17 protein-coding genes are annotated in these 18,859 nt (G+C 43.7%); 6 read left to right on the plus strand and 11 right to left on the minus strand.

Annotated features, from left to right (window positions below):
* The first annotated feature begins 4 nt into the window (after positions 1–4).
* The 3 genes from WCP75_RS02150 to dut all read left to right on the plus strand — a co-directional run bounded on the left by WCP75_RS02150 (position 5) and on the right by dut (position 3,541).
* Entirely contained in the window at positions 5–589 is a 585-nt protein-coding gene (locus WCP75_RS02150) for a disulfide bond formation protein B (RefSeq protein WP_336276610.1), read from the plus strand.
* Positions 590–2,025: 1,436 nt separating this feature from the next.
* Positions 2,026–2,853, plus strand: a complete 828-nt coding sequence (locus tag WCP75_RS02155; protein ID WP_336276611.1) for a VIT1/CCC1 transporter family protein — start codon at positions 2,026–2,028, stop codon at positions 2,851–2,853.
* Positions 2,854–2,995: 142 nt separating this feature from the next.
* Positions 2,996–3,541 carry a dUTP diphosphatase gene (dut, locus tag WCP75_RS02160; RefSeq protein WP_336276612.1) on the plus strand — a complete coding sequence of 182 codons (546 nt, stop codon included), beginning with the start codon at positions 2,996–2,998 and terminating at the stop codon, positions 3,539–3,541.
* Between the two features lie 125 nt (positions 3,542–3,666).
* Here dut and WCP75_RS02165 read toward each other — a convergent pair whose 3' ends face one another.
* On the minus strand, positions 3,667–4,197 hold the full coding sequence (locus WCP75_RS02165; protein WP_336276613.1) for a biopolymer transporter ExbD: 531 nt from the start codon (positions 4,195–4,197) through the stop codon (positions 3,667–3,669).
* Positions 4,197–5,036 carry a MotA/TolQ/ExbB proton channel family protein gene (locus WCP75_RS02170; protein ID WP_336276697.1) on the minus strand — a complete coding sequence of 280 codons (840 nt, stop codon included), beginning with the start codon at positions 5,034–5,036 and terminating at the stop codon, positions 4,197–4,199. The genes WCP75_RS02165 and WCP75_RS02170 overlap by 1 nt, the downstream gene beginning before the upstream one ends.
* A 455-nt stretch (positions 5,037–5,491) precedes the next feature.
* Here WCP75_RS02170 and WCP75_RS02175 point away from each other — a divergent pair, with 455 nt between their 5' ends.
* Together WCP75_RS02175 and WCP75_RS02180 are read left to right on the plus strand one after the other, a co-directional pair.
* Positions 5,492–5,818 (plus strand): ElaB/YgaM/YqjD family protein, encoded by a 327-nt coding sequence (locus WCP75_RS02175; RefSeq protein WP_336276614.1) that lies wholly within the window; start codon positions 5,492–5,494, stop codon positions 5,816–5,818.
* A 5-nt stretch (positions 5,819–5,823) separates the two neighbouring features.
* A complete protein-coding gene (locus WCP75_RS02180; RefSeq protein ID WP_336276615.1) occupies positions 5,824–6,264 on the plus strand; it encodes a hypothetical protein in 441 nt (146 codons plus the stop codon).
* 327 nt (positions 6,265–6,591) lie between these two features.
* On the opposite strand, the gene glmM is transcribed toward WCP75_RS02180, so the two are convergent.
* The 7 genes from glmM to WCP75_RS02215 form a co-directional block, all read right to left on the minus strand.
* Complete coding sequence (glmM, locus tag WCP75_RS02185; RefSeq protein ID WP_336276616.1) at positions 6,592–7,941, minus strand: phosphoglucosamine mutase; 1,350 nt, start codon at positions 7,939–7,941, stop codon at positions 6,592–6,594.
* Between the two features lie 528 nt (positions 7,942–8,469).
* Positions 8,470–10,539, minus strand: a complete 2,070-nt coding sequence (gene ftsH, locus WCP75_RS02190; RefSeq protein ID WP_336276617.1) for an ATP-dependent zinc metalloprotease FtsH — start codon at positions 10,537–10,539, stop codon at positions 8,470–8,472.
* 118 nt (positions 10,540–10,657) lie between these two features.
* A complete protein-coding gene (gene tilS / locus WCP75_RS02195; RefSeq protein WP_336276618.1) occupies positions 10,658–12,094 on the minus strand; it encodes a tRNA lysidine(34) synthetase TilS in 1,437 nt (478 codons plus the stop codon).
* 20 nt (positions 12,095–12,114) lie between these two features.
* Positions 12,115–12,804 (minus strand): tol-pal system YbgF family protein, encoded by a 690-nt coding sequence (locus WCP75_RS02200; protein ID WP_336276619.1) that lies wholly within the window; start codon positions 12,802–12,804, stop codon positions 12,115–12,117.
* 13 nt (positions 12,805–12,817) lie between these two features.
* The gene (locus WCP75_RS02205) at positions 12,818–13,597 is read right to left on the minus strand and encodes a ribosomal eL19 family protein (protein ID WP_336276620.1); all 780 of its coding nucleotides are present in this window, start codon (positions 13,595–13,597) and stop codon (positions 12,818–12,820) included.
* Positions 13,598–13,646: 49 nt separating this feature from the next.
* Positions 13,647–14,177, minus strand: coding sequence for a peptidoglycan-associated lipoprotein Pal (gene pal / locus WCP75_RS02210; protein WP_336276621.1), 531 nt, complete (start codon positions 14,175–14,177; stop codon positions 13,647–13,649).
* Between the two features lie 183 nt (positions 14,178–14,360).
* Entirely contained in the window at positions 14,361–15,056 is a 696-nt protein-coding gene (locus WCP75_RS02215; protein ID WP_336276698.1) for a DUF1013 domain-containing protein, read from the minus strand.
* 383 nt (positions 15,057–15,439) lie between these two features.
* Here WCP75_RS02215 and WCP75_RS02220 point away from each other — a divergent pair, with 383 nt between their 5' ends.
* Positions 15,440–16,186, plus strand: a complete 747-nt coding sequence (locus WCP75_RS02220) for a YebC/PmpR family DNA-binding transcriptional regulator (RefSeq protein WP_336276622.1) — start codon at positions 15,440–15,442, stop codon at positions 16,184–16,186.
* 361 nt (positions 16,187–16,547) lie between these two features.
* Here the strand turns inward: WCP75_RS02220 and tolB are convergent, their stop codons facing one another.
* Together tolB and tolA are read right to left on the minus strand one after the other, a co-directional pair.
* Positions 16,548–17,864 carry a Tol-Pal system beta propeller repeat protein TolB gene (tolB, locus tag WCP75_RS02225; RefSeq protein WP_336276623.1) on the minus strand — a complete coding sequence of 439 codons (1,317 nt, stop codon included), beginning with the start codon at positions 17,862–17,864 and terminating at the stop codon, positions 16,548–16,550.
* Positions 17,865–17,908: 44 nt separating this feature from the next.
* Positions 17,909–18,859, minus strand: a 951-nt coding sequence (gene tolA / locus WCP75_RS02230) for a cell envelope integrity protein TolA (RefSeq protein ID WP_503623849.1), incomplete at its 5' end; no start/stop codon positions are given.

The following is an 18,859-nucleotide window of genomic DNA, read 5'->3' on the forward strand; positions in this document are numbered from 1 at the left end:
CTCAATGATGCGTAATTTGTCTCTTCGGCATATTTTACACAGACATCTCTATCTAAAACCAAGCAAAAAAGAGCAAGGATTATGGGCTTTTTTTCTGATTTTTTGCCTATCTACCACTATAGGTATAGCGCTTGGTTTTGAACATATTGGGGGATATATCCCCTGTAACTTATGTTTGATCGAGCGCTTCCCTTACTATATTTCTCTGCCATTTTTGCTTTTAGCTGGCCTTGGTGCATGGTTTTCTCGTATGTCTTTTGGGGTACAATTTTTGTTTTTTTGTGTTTTTGTCCTAATGATACTCAATTTGATCTTAGCGCTATATCACGTAGGGATTGAATATAGCCTTTGGCCAGCTCCCCCTAGTTGCGGTTCGAGTGCAACGATTTTAACAACCGATGTCAACCAACTGCTCAGTCAGTTAAACAACACCCATCCCCCTTCCTGTTCTGAAGCATCAGTGCGTTTTCTATTGCTTTCATTTGCTGGATGGAATGCTATTTCTGGGCTGTTTTATGCATCTATTAGCTTCTATGTTGCCTCAAAAGGCATCCTTTCAGGGCGTAATAACTTTAAAAGTGAAGCTTGAATTATAACAACAAAGCTTAAAGAAGGACAAAATTATATCACCTATCCTATTTTAGCCTTTGTTGGCCAATATTTTGCTTTATTTTTTCCCCTTTTACATTATTGTTTGGTTTAAAAGCAATGAAAAGGGTCGTGCGCCCTATGGTTTTTCTTTTCTGTATTTTTTTGGCAGTATTTTGGTAGAAACCGTGCAGGAAAGCCATGCAAGAAGAGAGAAAATATAATCAAAAAAGCCGCCACGCGAACGATATATCCTCCCAAACCCCATTTTATCCGCCTGATGTAAGCTAATTATAAGAGCTGCGCGGAACCGTATGAGATAATCCATGATTAAAGCAAACCACTGAAAACATGGAAAGGAGGAGAAATTTGAACGCACTCCCTAGGTATCGCCATCATAACCACCATAATACGAAGCCGCATAAATTTGCCGATAAAATTAGCACCACACGTTAAATGGTTTGTTGACGCGACTGTTCTCACGATGCAATCGACCTTTATCCGGATTTCGGGGAAAATGACCCAACCTTAGTTGCAAAACCATACAGCAATGCAACATCTCCGCCTTTTTTGACAGAACCATGGTTCAATGGTCCAGCATACTATCCACTGCCATGCTCCATGGGTAGCAAAAGGTACGAACTATTTGTGGCCACGCCATCTAGGCGACGGTCAGCTGTCTTAGTTGTTCGCACAATATGCAAGATTTTGAAAAGAAGAATTTAGCAAAATTATCGCGTTACAATTTTTATCACATTTACGACAAAATAAGTTCAAAATTTTATTTTGGCAATAGAGTTAAGCAGTTGATTTTACTATTAAATATACATAAAGGTGGTATTTTTCAGGGCGCCAGTACCAACGAACGACTGCCTTCCGGAAAGGAAAAATAAGAGTGGAAAAATTTACAGCCTCTGCTTTCACCATTTATAGCGCAGCGTAAACAAAACATGTTTTTTGTGCACCATTTCAAAATTCTTACGCATCTCTCACTGATCCATTACGAAGAGTTTCCTGTACAATTCCACCTACCGCGCTAGCTCCCTACAATCGCGCAAGCAACGTACAATATCCGTTCTACTGAGAAATCATATTTTGGATCTTTCATGTTAACGAAACCATAAACGATTCCCCTCTATCTCACAAAAACGGTTTTCGTCGAACATAAATTCTCAGTACAATCTTGTCTGACATAATCGACCCACACATCTCCTTACTTTACATTTTTTGTAGTTATCACCCGTGACATTTTTGCATATCTGCAATTTCTCGTATACCGCCTTCTGTAAGAATTTTGAGGCAATTTTCTTATTTTTGCAGCCAATTGCCTATTTTCTCGTTATCCCTTTTGCAATTTTTCATTAACTCTTTTTGATTGACTTTGATTTTTTCTTTCTTATATTTTAGAACTATTCTAAACTATAAGAGAAAAAACGGATGTTAAAATCTCTCTTTTCATTTGTGCGACGCAAAGCCCTTTCTTTTGATCCAAAGAAAAAGATGATGATTCGCGGAACGATAGCTCGTGCGTTGAAATTAAAAAGGCAACGTGCTGCTATCTATTTAAGATACGCACAAGCTTTGGCGCCTTATTACCCCGGTCAAACCGCGATTTTTAAAGAAATGGGAATCCAAGAGCTGAAGGGCTATGAGAAATTCTTTGATCTATCTCGTAGTCATTTTGCGAATACAACAGTAGCACTGCGTAATCAATCTTCCTTCGTGAGGAAAAAGTGCTCACTCACTCCCGCTAGAGCAACCGCAACGGCAAGGAGAGATAGGAAGAAACTGTCGCAAGCAGATAGACAAACGCTCTTAACTTGGATTCAACCGGGTCTTGCAGGGTTGATGGACGGATCTGTCTCCACCCTCGCCCCTATTTTTGCGGCAGCTTTTGCGACAGGAGACACACACAAAACCTTTTTGATCGGGCTATCTGCTTCGATTGGAGCGGGACTTTCAATGGGCTTTACAGAAGCCACCCACGATGACGGTAAATTATCTGGTCGTGGTTCTCCAATTAAAAGAGGCATCGCCTGTGGCGTTATGACGACCCTCGGAGGGTTAGGGCACACTCTCCCCTATTTGATTAACTCTTTTTACCTCGCAACGATTGTCGCGTTTATTACCGTATTTTGCGAATTGGGGGCTATTGTCTGGATTCAAAACAAATTCATGGCAACACCTTTTTGGCGCGCATCATTACAAGTCATTGTTGGCGGCGCTTTGGTTTTTGCCACGAGCATTATCATCGGCAGTGTATGAAACAAATACACGATAAAACGGGCGTTCAATTCACAAAATAACACAGTGGATCATCTGTCGCTGGAAACCTTGAACAGCTTGTTTTACGGAAGATTTTTCATTAGAGTGGGGTCCTTTTTTCTATTTTAGGAACCCTATAACCATGAATCATACGCAAGATAAAACACAGCTGAAGAACCAAGAACTTCTCTCTTCTCACTCTACCCAAAAGCTAGCCTTGTCCGTCCAGCGTCTCGCACATGGACAAGGGTTAGAGCTTCCTCACTACGCCACAGCAGGTTCAGCTGGCCTTGACTTAAGAGCAGCGCTTTTGGAAGAAGAAACGGTCATACTCATCCCTGGACAACGTGCCCTTATTCCAACAGGTCTAATCTTTCATCTTTCGCCTGGATTTGAAGCGCAGATACGCCCACGCTCTGGTCTAGCCTTAAAGCATGGCATAACGTGCCTAAACACTCCCGGTACAATCGATAGTGACTACCGCGGCGAGGTCAAAGTTCTTCTCGTCAATTTGGGACAAGAAGATTTTTCTATCCAGCGTGGGATGCGCATCGCGCAAACAGTTATCGCGCCGGTCATGCAAGTTCACATTCATGAAATTAAATTAAACCAACAGGACAGCGCACAAACGCTAGACGAAACAAAAGTCCGCGGTACAGGTGGTTTTGGCTCAACAGGACACGATTAAACATAAACATCACGGACGGATTTCTCACATTTAAAATGAAAATGCGGAAAACAGGCCACCCCTCAGAGCCGCCAGCCACATTGTTAACAGCACTGTTTTTGTGAGCATCCACCTTGTCGATGCGACTACCCGCCACCCAATCCGCTTGCGGACATATCGCTTGCCATGTTTGGCCGCATACTGCTCTCTACGCTGCCTTCTGCCCTGATCCCGTCTTTTTCAACGACATTTGCAGACTTTTGCAGCCCAACGAGACCGATTTTTGTATACCCCGCCATTCGTATCCTATTGAGTACATCCACAACAGAACCATAATTAATCTCGCTATCAGCCTTAATCAATATCTTGGTTTCTAAATTTCGATTTGTTTCTCTCAGTAAAGTATCAGCGAGCTCCACCGGACTGACAAGACTATCGCCAACATAAAGAGAATTATCTCTTTGCAAAGTGACATATAGAGGCTCATCTAGACTCGCCGGAGAAGGAGCCTGAGTTGTGGAAGGTAACTGGACAGGAATAACCGATGTCGCCAAAGGCGCAGCTACCATAAAAACAATGAGCAACACCAAAACAACATCAATAAAGGGCGTCACATTGATCTCGTTGTGCAGCCCACTCTCATCTGTATCCCAATCGTCGCTGAAATTTGCCTTCATTATTTGCAACTCTTCTTCTGCCTTTGCCTATCGAGCTCGCGACTCAAAAGTCTCTCAATGGCGGCAGCCATATCGCCTAAATCATTTCGGTAACTGCTCAGAGCGCGCATGAGGGCATTATACATCACAACAGCGGGGATAGCGACAAAAAGCCCAATAGCGGTCGCAAGAAGAGCTTCAGCAATCCCGGGCGCGACAACATCAAGTCGTGTTGTTTGAGATTCGGCAATCCCGATGAAGGCATTCATAATCCCCCAAACAGTCGCAAAAAGACCAACGAAAGGGGCAATAGCGCCAATGGTCGCCAAAACTGCACTCCCACACGCAATACGACGTGTGGCAGCTAGCAAACAGCGCGATAAAAGCAAATGCACGCGCTCCTTCACGCCCTCATTAAGGTCACGAGCAATGTCCCCATAGCGAACAGCCTTTTCATAAGAAATGTCACTGTCAATGTAAGCAGCACGCTCACCCTGCTTTTCATCAGAACCTTCATCTTTCATAAAGTTGATCTGCTGTGTAGAAAGGTAAATTTCTTTTAAAGCTTCCCTCAAAAATTCCACACCAACGCCTTTGCTATCTTTCAGGCTTGCGTCCAAACGAGCGATGGTCTGTGTATTAAAAATCAGCCGGAGCTCATGGCGCGCTCTCCGCTTTGCCAAAGTGATCTCAACAACCTTTACGAAAGCGATTGTCCAAGAAGCCAGGGAGGCCAACAACAAAACGATGATGACAGCCTTTACAACCCAATCGGCCGCCATAAACATAGAAAAAGGGGAAAGATCATGCGCAGAAACTGCAGCAGATACGCTGTTTGAGGGTATTGTATCAGGTTCCATTTCCGTCCTATACCACTTTTGTCTTACATTTTTTACTTGTGCTCCGGCGGCTGCGACAAGCTTTTCCGCCTCTGTAGCACCGCTTTCCACAACGCTGGTCCCCTATAATTCCACTGTGTGTTCAATTTAAGGAACAAAACTTGATAAATCAAGTATAGTTTTATTTTAAATGCATGCAAAAGTCCCACTTTGGAATTCTTTTTCTACACAACGAAATTCATTCATATATTCATGAACTCATCTCAATAGGCAGCTACATGTACTGATGAGAAAAATTCTTACGGGAAAAACAAATTTTGTCCCAAAGGGGCCCTTCAATGAAATATCAGATCAAATTTACGGGAACCAAGACAAACGTTTGACGTTACACAGTTGTGAAAATTTTTTACTCTAAATCAAATGATCATAGAAAATACAAAACAATTAAATAACAATACAGGGAGAGAAATGTCATCATGTCAAACGGTAGAACAGTGGAAGACAACAAAGCAACACAAGAAAAAAACTTGCAGGCGCAATTTGAAAAATTACGCAGTGAAGTTTCAAATATAACCTCAACATTAACCGACCTTGGTGCAAATAAATTCGATAAAGCCAAAAATAAAACAGAAAAACTATACAACTCAGCAAAAGAAAGTGGTGAAGAAGTGGTGTCGCAAGCACAAAACAGCATGAAAAACTTTGAAGAAGCTCTAAGCCGTTGCGTTCGCAAAAATCCAAACAAAAGTGTTCTGGTTGCAGCGGGATTTGGCTTTGCTCTTGCCCAATTATTCTGCCGTTAATTTCCATGTATAGGTTGGTCTCTCTTCTTTCAAACCATCTTGTTGATAAAGAATTAAAGAGCACGATCAAGCAAATACGCATTCAAGCTGTGTGCTGCGGAGTTGTTGGAGCCTCAGTGCTCATATCGTTGATATTTTTATGTATCGTCAGCTTTATGGCTCTATGTCTAGTTACTACTCCTCTCATTGCAGCCAGCGCAATGTTTTTTATTTGGCTTTTTGTCGCTGGAATGGGAATTATTATTGGGCGAATGCTTAGAATGCGTCAACGCTATCACCAACAAAAAAAATTGGAAGAACAACGTCATAAACTTATGGCGGAAGCAATGCTTCTCAGCACTACAATTCTGGGCAAACGTTTTTCTTTTGCAAAAATTGGCATTCCAGTTCTTGGATTCATCGCCTATTTTTTGTGGAAAAAAAACGATAAGGACATCCGCCCCTAAGCCCTAAGAGAGAGTACTTTGTTCCACCCCCCCAGGGCGTTTGTCTTTCTATAGAAGAAGGACAAACGTCCCCCCTCGGCAGGCGCTCTATTCATTTTTTTTAAGGATACAGTCGATCCTTTAAACAAAAATGGCCCCTTCTGCGTATTTTGTTCACCACCGCGAATATGCCTTAAAAATAATAAGACAAAAGCCGTTGTCCGGTAGTATTTTATGCAGATCTATTTTTGTTTTCTAATGAAATTAGAACCACTCTCTGAGCTCCATTACACAGAGCACAGAGCCACCCTGGAAAGGATGTCAGAACCTGCACGGAAGATACACTTTTCAGGCAGCATCATGGTGCGCAATAACGTCAATCATCTCCGCCACAACAGCATCGAGGGTTTCTTGATCCTCTCCCTCAGCCATGACACGGATCACAGGTTCGGTTCCAGAAGGGCGAATTACCAGCCGCGCCTCTTCTTTCAAACGCTGTGTTGCCTGGCTAATTGCTGTTTTTACTGCATTTTTTTTCAGTACATTTTTATCTTTGATAGAGACATTCTTCAAAATTTGGGGCACAGGCTCAAATCGTTGGCACAGGTCGCTCATAGAACTTTGACTTTCTTTCATACAAGATAACACCTGTAAAGCGGCTATCAGACCATCGCCGGTCGTTCCGAAATCACTTAGCACAATATGTCCAGAAGTCTCGCCTCCAACATTATACCCCCCCCGACACATTGCATCAACAATATGACGATCTCCAACATTTGTCCGAACAAGCTGCAGCCCTTTACTGCGCAGAAAGTTCTCGAGTCCGAGATTCGACATAATAGTTGTCACGACACCATTGCGCTTCAAGCGTCCCTTTTTTTGCCAATGTTCAGCGATGACAGCAATCAACTGATCACCATCGATGGCCTGCGCTTTTTCATCAACAAGCAAGACACGATCCCCGTCTCCATCAAGAGCAATTCCTACATCGGCACGCACTTCATGAACCTTTTGTTTTAGGGAAGTAAGATCAGTTGACCCACATTTTTCGTTAATATTAAAGCCATTTGGCTCATCATTAATAGCAAAAACTTCAGCCCCCAACTCCCACAAAGCGCGCGGAGCAGCTTTATAAGCAGCACCATTTGCACAATCAACGACAATACGCAAAGAATCTAAGCGAACATCACGTGGTAGAGTCCGCTTTGCATATTCGATATAACGATAAATATCCCCATCAACCCGCTTTGCATGGCCGATTTCTGCGGGATTTGCTAAAAAGTTTGAAAGATCAGTATCGATCAATTCTTCAATTTTTTCTTCTGCATTATCTGAGATCTTAAAACCATTAGGACCAAAAAGCTTAATTCCATTATCATAAAAAGGATTATGAGAAGCTGAAATCATCACTCCAATATCGGCGCGTAATGAACGACACAGCATAGAAACAGCGGGCGTCGGTACAGGACCAAGCAAAAAAACCTCCATCCCGGCGGCCGTGAATCCTGAAACCAAAGCATTTTCCAACATATAACCAGACAAGCGAGTATCCTTGCCAATAACCACACGTCGCGACTTATATTGCGATCTAAAAAAAACCCCGACTGCAATTCCCACTTTCATAGCAAAATCGGGTGTCATGGGAAAAAAATTTGCCCTACCTCTGATCCCATCCGTACCAAAATATTTTCGTGCCATCCTTATTTCCTTATAATGTCGTATGCACTTTTTCCGCGATCCTGATATAGTGGAATCACCCGCACCGTCTCGCCCCTCTAAGATACAATCAGAACTGCTGCTATAAGCTCCATGTTCAAAAAATCTTCAATTCTATTTCAAAAAATCTTTGGTTCTATAAAAGTCACGGAGCACCCCCACACAGACGTTTTTGCGCCTCGTATACTGATTAGTACTCCTATTTACCTGTCTCTGATCAATTAAAGCAAGCCAACCGACACCGGGCACCGCACCATTTTGCAAACGCGCCTGATAGCCAAAATCTGAGCGATATTCCCTTTTAAGATACTTCACTTACGCAGATATTCTCCAAAATACAATCCAAGAACGAATTCACGGCTCCTGCTAAAAACCGCCCTCATCTAAAGGCGGCACTCTCAACGCTCCTTTAGAAGCAATATCTCATCTACTCCACGAGCAACCGCCGCACGGTGCAAACCTGCCCGCACCTTTTTTAAAATATCATCCAAAATCTTAAGAAGTTCCCCTTTAAGAATCGTCAGAAGACCCCTTTTTTCCTTTACGTCCAACAGAATTTGACTTTTTACCATCCCCACTAGACTTTTCTCCTTTAAGCTTAGCGTCATTGGACTTTGTTGTTTTTTCTCCAACCTCGAATCCTAATTCTTCTACCTCTTTATTCTTAACATCTTCTTTCTCTTCTGCTTTTTCCACAGGATCCAGCTTACTCATCCCAGTTTTAGGAACAGATGATGCACGCGAGGGAGCATTTTCATCTTTTTGTGTTCTTGAAGGAGGTTTTCCTGCAATGACCTCGTTAATTTCAACACCTGTCAAAGTCTCATATTCCAACAATCCCTCGGCGAGGGCGAACCACTCTTTCTTTTTTTCTTTCAGAATTTTTGTTGCACTTGTATAGGCATTGTCGATGAGCTTGCGAACTTCAGAATCGATCATACGCGCTGTTTCCTCAGAGATATTTTGTGTCCGCGCGACAGAGTGGCCCAAGAACACTTCATCCTGATTGTCCCCGTAAGCAACATGACCAAGCAGATCAGAAAATCCCCATCTGGTAATCATTGCCCGAGCCAATTTTGTTGCTTGTTCGATATCAGAAGAAGCACCTGACGTTATGTTTTCCTTTCCAAACTTTAACTCTTCAGCGACTCTTCCACCCATCATAATAGCGAGACGAGAAACCATCCATCGATAGCTCATAGAATAACGATCACCCTCGGGTAATTGCATAACCATACCCAAAGCTCTTCCCCTTGGAACGATTGTCGCTTTGTGGACAGGATCAGCAACAGGAACATTAAGAGCCACGATAGCGTGTCCTGCTTCATGATACGCGGTGAGTTCTTTTTCTGCCTGCGTCATAGCGGTTGATTTTCTCTCAGCACCCATCATAACCTTGTCTTTAGCATCTTCAAATTCTTGCATTGTGACCACTCTCTTATTGCGACTGGCAGCCATAAGAGCAGCTTCATTGACAAGATTCATCAAATCGGCACCAGAAAAACCTGGCGTTCCTCTTGCCAAAACTTTCAGATCAACATTAGGTGCTAAAGGCACATTCCGCACATGAACTTTCAATATTTGTTCACGTCCCATGACATCAGGGTTTGGCACAACAACCTGCCGGTCGAAGCGCCCAGGTCTCAACAAAGCAGGATCAAGCACATCAGGACGGTTTGTTGCAGCAATAAGAATGATGCTTTCATTCGGCTCAAATCCATCCATTTCAACAAGCAACTGATTTAAGGTCTGCTCTCGTTCGTCATTTCCCCCTCCTAATCCTGCACCACGATGGCGTCCTACGGCATCAATTTCGTCAATGAAGATGATACAAGGCGCATTTTTTTTTGCCTGTTCGAACATATCCCTAACACGGCTAGCACCAACACCAACAAACATTTCCACAAAATCTGATCCTGAAATTGTGAAGAACGGCACATTGGCTTCACCAGCAATAGAGCGAGCAAGCAAGGTTTTACCGGTTCCCGGAGGACCAACGAGCAAAACCCCCCGTGGGATACGCCCTCCCAAACGCTGAAATTTTTGTGGCTCACGCAAAAACTCGACAATTTCTTGGAGGTCCTGCTTTGCCTCTTCGACCCCAGCGACATCCTGAAAGGTAACGCGTCCCTGAGCCTCATTGAGCAATTTTGCTTTTGATTTCCCAAACCCCATCGCACCGCGCGACCCACTTTGCATTTGTCGCATGAAGAATATCCATACCCCAACGATGATCAAAACAGGCAGCAATGAAAATAAAAGATTAAGGAAGATACCATTCCCAGAGCTTTCGGGAATAGCCTTAACATTAACATTTTTGCTTTCTAGTTTTTGTATCAAGCTCAAATCTCGCGGCGCATAAGTCGAGATCGCTCTGAACTCAGCGGTATATCCCGTCAATTTTTGACCTTGAATGGTTACGGATTTTATTTCGTTATTCTCAACCCTTTTCAGGAATTCAGAGTAAGATACCTCTCCACTCCCAGAGCGCTGCCCATCCCCATTAAAGAGAGAAAACGAGACAATCAAAATTAATGCAATAACCCCCCAAATAAGGAGAGAACGGTAATTGGAATTCATATCAGGTCCACTTGCTTAATCGTGCATAAATTCTTAAATAACTTCCTTAACATATAACCTTGTTTTCCCCTTGCCAAGATATAAGGAGCAGTTTACCATCTTTTCGGTTATTTTTCCTTTATCTTTTTATCTCTATGTTAAAAAAAGATTCAACAACATTAACAAGAGCGGCATCTTCGCATGATAAAAGCCAGTCGAATGGTGCCATAATTCGTTTTATAATAATATTTTGTTTTTGTTGAAAAACATTCTGATAAGTAAGCTCTGGAATATCGATACCTGCGCTATTTGATATCATCAGTAATGACTGCAAAGATGGAAAATGGGGATGTTTTAGATCCGGCACATTGTCTTTGAGCAAGGATTGCAAATGTCTTAAATCAGCCGCTCCGACCTTTATGGTTTCGTCTCCATGGTTGGTAACCTGATAGCGCCCATCCCATAAAAAAGAGCCTCCTGGATTAACAACAGCTTCTTTGATATTCCGAGCTTCGCGCCAAAGCATGATACCGTTTTGGCTATATTCAATGACAGACCCAGCCAAAGTAAAGCGCTGTTTTTTTGCGGAGGATAAATGCAATCTTTGCCCAAGAGTGGCCAATTTTGTATGAGGAAGCAAATAAGATCTTCCCCCCATCAGCACCGCGAAAAGCCCAACAACGAAAGAAAAATTGGGATGTTTGTATAAAAAAGGCGCAGGCTTTCCGATAAAGCAACGCCCATATTCAACTGCCACATCCAAAGCCAAAACCAAATCAGCAATATCTTGCGCCTGCCTACGGCGTTCAAGCGCAGCTTTACTGATCTTTTTAGCAATGACATTAAGCTTTTTGGGGTGAAGGGAACGGCGTACGCGCACACGTTCAAAATTGACATCTTCATTTGTTGGGTCATCAATCCATGCCTGCCCATTAACACGCAAATAGGCGCGCAATGTTTTGCGTCTCACACCAAGAAGCGGACGGACTAAACGCACTGTCCGGCGCAACAACGCCTCACGCGGGATACAAGATAAACCACGCCCATACACTAGTAAACGATCTTCTTCTGCAGTATTTTTTACTACTTCTGTAGAATAAAACCCTTCGCATACTGCTTTAAAAGACCCTTGTTGTACAGTATTCGTACTCCTTTGAAAGCGTTGACGGCGCATGTGATAGGTTTCAGCTTGATCATTGAGTGTATGTCCCGTCATGATAAGTGTTGCGCCATGTTTTTGCGCTTCTTGAAACAAAAGATCATAACGTGCAACACGCGCTTTCTCAGCAATATGCGTCTTTGGCTTCTTCCCTTCCCATCGCACGATGATATGCCGAATATGGTGGGCATGACAAATTTTTGCAACATTCTCTGCTTCACAAGCCGAATCTCTGCGCAGTTGATGATCAACAGTCACAGCGATCATTTCCGGAGGAGCAGACAAGGTTCTCAAATGGTCTCTAACCAAAAACAATAAAGCAAGCGAATCACTCCCACCCGAAACTGCCAAAATCAATTTTTTGCAATGGATGAAATCTGACGTTGTAAAAATACCTTTTGCCAATTTAACAAGCACTTTGAAAGATTCCACCTCTTCTAAAGATGTTGACAAAAGGCATCTGCCAATGTTTGAGATCTATCTTCTTTGGCTGCGAAGAAAGTGCAGTCGTCTTTGTTTTTCCCAAGAGCAGCTATACTGATTGCTAATTTCAGTAAAATTTCAGAATCGTAGAAGATTTTTTTGTCTGTGTACCATAATGTAAGATAAATTTGCGCCGCTTCATGATAGCGCTCTTGCCTTAACAAAGCTTCTGCCCACCAAAATAAAGCATCAAAACTCAGTGGATCTTCTTTGTGATGGATATAGAAAGCGCAAAAAGCCTTCTCGGCCCCAATATAGTCGCCTAAAAGAATAGAATCGTAACCTTTTTTGTACAGGGACTTAGAAGTGGGTATAGAAGAATCTTCACCCCGATTTTGTACAACATGCCTGCGCTTCTCATCGTGCTTTTTCCCTGAAAGGCCGTACGTTTCCTCCAGGCCACCACCCTTGCCCTCTAAACCGTTTCTATAACCATGACACGGAACACCAGAAGCACAATTTTGATCACTGTCCATGGGATAAACCTTCCCTGGACCGTCTAAAGCTTGAAAACTTTTATCCAAGTAGGGATTATCAGAAAAACAAGAATGAAATGCAGCCTCCCCCTCACCAAAAAGTTGGTAGAACTGCTCTTTTGTATCTCCCAGGTTGTTGTTCTCAAGCACCGTTTGTACCGTGTGCAAGAGCTTATCCAGATCATAGTTTTTCAGAAAAACTTTCTGATTTTCCCAAATTTTTTTTTTGACTTTGGGTCGTATCTTGTACCGGAGAAGCCGCATCATCAGAAGAAGGCACAGCATCTTCGGCGGGATGTGTTGCATCTTGGGCAGGAGCAGGAGCAACTTCATCCGCAAAAAGGATCGTCGCGTCCCCGACGGGAGGTGTAACATTTTTGGCCGGAAGCATCACATCATGAGCGGGGGCGGAAGCAGCGTCATCAGCAGAAGAAGGCATAGAGCCCTCGACGGGAGGTGCCACATTCTGGGCCGGGAGCGTCATATCACGAGCGGGAGCAGGAGTAGCATCACCAGCAGAAGAAGGCATAAAGCCCTCGACGGGAGGTGCCACATTCTGGGCCGGGAGCGTCATATCGCGAGCGGGAGCAGAAGTAGCATCACCAGCAGAAGAAGGCATAAAGCCCTCGACGGGAGGTGCCACATTCTGGGCCGGGAGCGTCATATCGCGAGCGGGAGCAGAAGTAGCATCACCAGCAGAAGAAGGCATAGAGCCCTCGACAGGAGGTGCCACATTCTGGGCCGGAAGCGTCATATCACGAGCGGGAGCAGAAGTGGCGTCATCAGCAGAAGAAGGCATCGCATCCCTGCTAGAAGACGCAGCATCCTGATCAGAAGGAGCTGTATCGTAAGTAGAAAATCCCTCAGGGCTTCGCGATGCACTCTGAGCAGGCAAAGTAAAACACAGAAGGATAGGCACAAAAAAAGCAAATTTCCAACCCTGTTTTTTACACGCATACATATCTATTTTCCCTAAAAATCTGACCTTAATATATTAACTAAGAATTTAATTAATCTAGAACACTATCGGCCTGGGCGCCATTGATCACAGTAACAGCGCGCCGATTTTGATTCCAACAATAAACATCATTACACACAGCTACGGGTCTCTCCTTTCCGTAAGAAATTGTTCGTATCCGCTGCGCAGACACACCAAGAGAAATTAAATAATCGCGCACGGCAACGGCACGCCGCTGGCCAAGCGCCAAGTTATACTCGCGCGTACCGCGCTCATCGGCATGCCCCTCGATTGTGACAAAATAGATAGGATAACGGAGTAACCATTCGGCTTGACGCATCAAAGTTCGTCGTGCATCAGGCTCTAAAGAAGAAGAATCAAGACTAAAAAAGACGCGATCTCCAACACTGACTGTAAAGTTTTGCTTCAGATCTTCTGGAACCTGCTGAAGATCAGCGTCACTGAAAGAGCTATTCATATCGCTAGCAGCATTTATATATTTTTCTCCGCAAGCACCCAAAAACATTGAAAAAAGCGAAATCACTATCAATGGATGAAAGGGAATAGTTTTGAAAGAGCTCATATATTGGTTCTCCTTGTTGTAAACACAAAAACCGAGGGGACGAACCTCCTAGCTTGTTCTTCGGGAACAGCCTCAACCATTAACGAAAACGCCCCCGCTATGTTACCCCCCACATCTCCGCTCACAGTTACCCATCATAACGCGAACGGCCACGTCGATATTACGCAATACACCTTATTCTGCTTACGCGCTATCCTGACGATTTTTTTGAAGCGCATTCAATTTTGCAAAAACTTTATCTACGTCAAAGTTTTTGTTGATATCTTCTTCATCTTCATTTTTATTTTCATCGAGAGCAACGTTTTCCGTGACCGAAGCAGGAAGCAAAGACCTATCTCCTTCAGCAGGCACAGGACGACTTTTCGCGACACGCTGGAGCTCAATATCCAAATCAATTTGCGAACACAAGCCAAGCCCTACAGGGTCCAAGGGGACCAAATTAGCGCTATTCCAGTGAGTCCTGTTACGGATCTGCTCAATAGTTGCCTTTGTCGTTCCAATTAGCCTGGCGATCTGAGCATCTTTTAACTCCGGATGATTTATAACAAACCACAGAATACCATTCGGGCGATCTTGACGCCGAGAGAGGGGAATATAACGGGCACCTTTGCGCTTTTTTTCGGGAATGTGGACTCTCGATTCTGAAATTTTCAAACGCGCATTTTTATCAGCTTCCACACGCGCGATTTCACTACGCGTCAGCTGCCCAGAACTGATCGGATCCAAGCCTTTAATTCCACAAGCAGCTTCACCATCAGCAATAGCCTTCACTTCTAACACGTGCAATTTGCAGAATTCCGCAATTTGATCAAAAGAAAGTGCAGTATTATCAACCAACCAAACAGCTGTCGCCTTCGGCATCAAAAGTTGCGTCGCCATTCTATCATATCCTCTTATTCGCCTTATCTGAGGCGGACCACCGCCCGCCTTGAAACTCTGGGTATTTTCTGTCATATGCCAAGCCCTCTCCACGCGCTCCAAACAAAGCGAGACACAGAACAAGCCACTTTTATCATAAAGTTGCGTGTATTGTAACGTTATTTTTTATCAACGACAAGACTCCCCACCTCATGATAATCATCGAGGATGTACCTTTACCTTTAATGCAATTTTTTTTATAATGGTGTAGTTTTTTTACAAGAGTTTATTGGGCCTATTCACCTTACGTTTCGGCGCGCCTTCTGAGACACCTGTGTTTGTGTCGTGGAAGTGGGTGTTCGGTCGCTCCGATTTAGAAGAAATCTCCAACAGAAAGGAAAGCAATGGCAGGCCATTCACAGTTTAAAAATATTATGCATCGCAAAGGACGTCAGGATGCGGTGCGCTCGAAGGTGTTTTCCAAACTCACACGCGAAATTACAGTCGCGGCTAAACAAGGTTCTCCTGACCCTGCTATAAACGCGCGCTTAAGGCTTGCCATCCAAAATGCTAAAGCGCAGTCGATGCCAAAAGATAATATTGAGCGCGCGATTAAAAAAGCTACGGGAAATGATACCGAAAATTACGATGAAGTTCGCTATGAAGGATACGGTCCAGGAGGTGTTGCAATTATCGTAGAAGCTTTAACCGATAACCGGAATCGTACAGCTTCAAATGTACGTGCGGCCTTTACAAAATCGGGAGGAGCACTGGGAGAAACAGGTTCTGTAAGCTTCATGTTTGATCGGATTGGTGAGATAATCTATAAACCCGAGATAGGAACGACCGATAGCGTTGTAGATGCAGCGATTGAAGCCGGCGCCGAAGATGTGCAATCAGAAGAGACAGGGCACCATGTTATTTGCGCTTTTGAGGATATTGGCGAAGTTTCAAAGACGCTTGAAATGAAACTCGGCGAAGCAGAATCAATTAAAACTGTTTGGAAAGCCTCTACTCTTACACCAATAGACGAGGAAAAAGCTTCATCGCTCTTGCGGCTTATTGCGACACTAGAAGAAGATGACGATGTGCAGAATGTTTATGCAAATTTTGATGTAAGCGATGAAGTTTTAGCAAAATTGTCTGCATGACCCTTGCTATGAAATAGCCTCTTTTGCGCGATCGTCAGCTCGTAGTGTTTTCTGTGTTATTGTCCTTTATATAAATCTTGTCGATGTTGATTTATATCACAAAACCCCGCTTCAAAGCGGGGTATTTTGTTTATGTTATACTCCGCAGTGCCTTCAACAAAAAACCAGGCTTGAGTACAAAGAGGTCTTTATTCCCGAAATAAATTCTATTACACGGGGAAAACAGCAATCATGCGTAATACTTAGTGACAATCCAGATAAGTCTGCCCAAAAATCAGCCTCCAGGACAAAAGAAAACAAGCAGGATTTTTTTTCATTTTACCGTCTGCGCACTATTCATTTTTGTTGGGTAGCATGTTCCTCACTGTGTACTAAGCAGTGGAGACCATGCCGGATCAGAAGCATCATTTGGTGTTGGCAACCGGCGTTCATTGCGTCCGGTAATATCGATCGTGTAAATTTTTGGCCCCATACCAGGGTCTTGACGGAAGAACATCAGAACACGACCATTGGGAGCCCAAGTTGGTCCTTCATTGTGAAAACCTGTAGTCAAAATCCGCTCCCCTAACCCATCAGGACGCATAACACCAATGGAAAATTTTCCTTCTGCTTGTTTCGTAAAAGCAATGTAGTCGCCACGTGGAGACCAAATAGGCGTGGAATATCTTCCCTCATGGGGAGAAATAAGCTGAACATTGCTCCCGTCCGCATTCATGACATAAAGTTGTGGCTTTCCACTACGGTCCGATGAAAAAACGATCTTTTTTCCATCTGGTGAATAAGAAGCGGACGTATCAATAGCTGAAGTCGTCGTCAGCCGTGTCATCATGCGAGTTCGCAAATCCATCGTGTAAAGATTTGCACTGCCATTATTTTGCAACAAACTCATGATCACCTTCTGGCCATCGGGTGAGAAGCGCGGAGCGATTGTCATATTATTGAAAGTCCCAATCAATTCTCTCTGCCCCATCTCAATTTGCTGCAGATAAACATGAGGCGTCTGGTTGTTGCCGTAGGCCATGTAAGTAATTTCTTGTCGTTTAGGTGAAAAACGCGGGGTCAGTACCAATTCGCGCCCATCAGAGACATAGGTCAAATTTGCTCCATCTTGATCCATGATTGCCAAACGTTTAATGCGCGCATTTCTGGGTCCCGTTTCATCTATGAAAACAATCCGCGTATCGAAATAACCGCTTTCTCCTGTCATCGCACTATAGATTTCATCCGCAATCATATGCGCAACACGACGCCAACGTTCTGTGGCCGTAGAAAAACGCTGCCCTTTGAGTTGACGGTGACCCAAAACGTCCCATAAACGAAAATCAACCCTCAATCGTCCATCATCTTCCCTCACCACCTGGCCAGTAACCAAGCCTTGCACATTTATTTTTTGCCAATCAGCAAAATGCGGTTGGCTGTTAAAATCGGGGTCCCGTTCTAGAAAGGACGACTTATCAACTGGCAAAAATAATCCTGACCGTTCGAGATCAGCCGTAACAACGGCAGCAATTTTCACCCCTAGCGAATCATTGGAAACAAAATCCATAATTGCAATCGGAATAGGATTAAAATCAGCGCTAGAAATAGTACCTTTCAATTGCGCATGAGCAGAAGAAAAACTCGATAACCACAAACAAATCATAAACCAAGAGAAAAATTTGCGCCTTGCTATAGTCATAACAGAGTGTATCCTTTCATTAAGAGAGAAAATATATCTGTCTCTCATCGGGTTATTTCTTGGAGGGGGTCAACATTAAAATCAAACCCCTGTCCCCACAAGTCATATTGTTCGCGCGGGAGATCTGTATAGGGTTGACAAGAAAAAACCGCCGCACGCACTTGCCTTATCATAATAGCTTCTTGACTTTGTGCGCCGCTTAATGGTTCGATGATTGGATCTCCTACGACCATTCCCTCACGATTTAGGTAAAACCGCAAATGCACAACCGGGCGGTTTCTTAAATCTCCACCAAGAGCAACAAGTTTTAACTTTTTTTGAATGCATGCACCAACGATATTAACCAACGTTTGGGCCATCTTTTCGGTATCACCGATATTTTTTCGTCCACCAAAAGCTTCAGCCTTTTTCGAACGCTTTGCCCCCCCTCCTTGCGTAGTTACTTGATTGAACAGATGTCTTTCTTCTGTTTCCAAAATATCCTCAATTGTCTGTTCAACTTTTTCTCGATCTTGTTTTTTTGCAACCCGTGTATTTTTTACCGCAGGCTTCTGAGTGAGATTGGGCTTAAATTGCGGATGAGGATGCTTTCTTGGCGATGTAGCTTCTGCAACTTGCTGACCCTTTGCAACTTGCTCTTCAGAAATTTCTCGTGCTGCCGGTTTGTGCGATGGTACGACTGGTTTATTTTTCGTCATACCTGCAGATACCCTCGGAAAAGTCTTTGAAATCGTCTCCGGCGCAACATCCTCAACAAGCTCTGGCTTAGCCTCTGGAGACGCTGCCGGTGCAACCTCTTTTACAACCTCTAGATCAACCTCTGGAGACATCTCCGGCGTAATCTCTTCAGCAACCTGTGGCTTAGCCTCTGGAGATACTTTCGGTGCAACCTCTTCAACAACCTCTGGATCAGCCTCTGGAGATACTTTCGGTGCAACCTCTTCAACAACCTCTGGATCAGCCTCTGGAGATACCTCCGGTGTAACCTCTTCAAC

This window comes from Bartonella numerosa, assembly GCF_037070845.1.
GTDB lineage: Bacteria > Pseudomonadota > Alphaproteobacteria > Rhizobiales > Rhizobiaceae > Bartonella.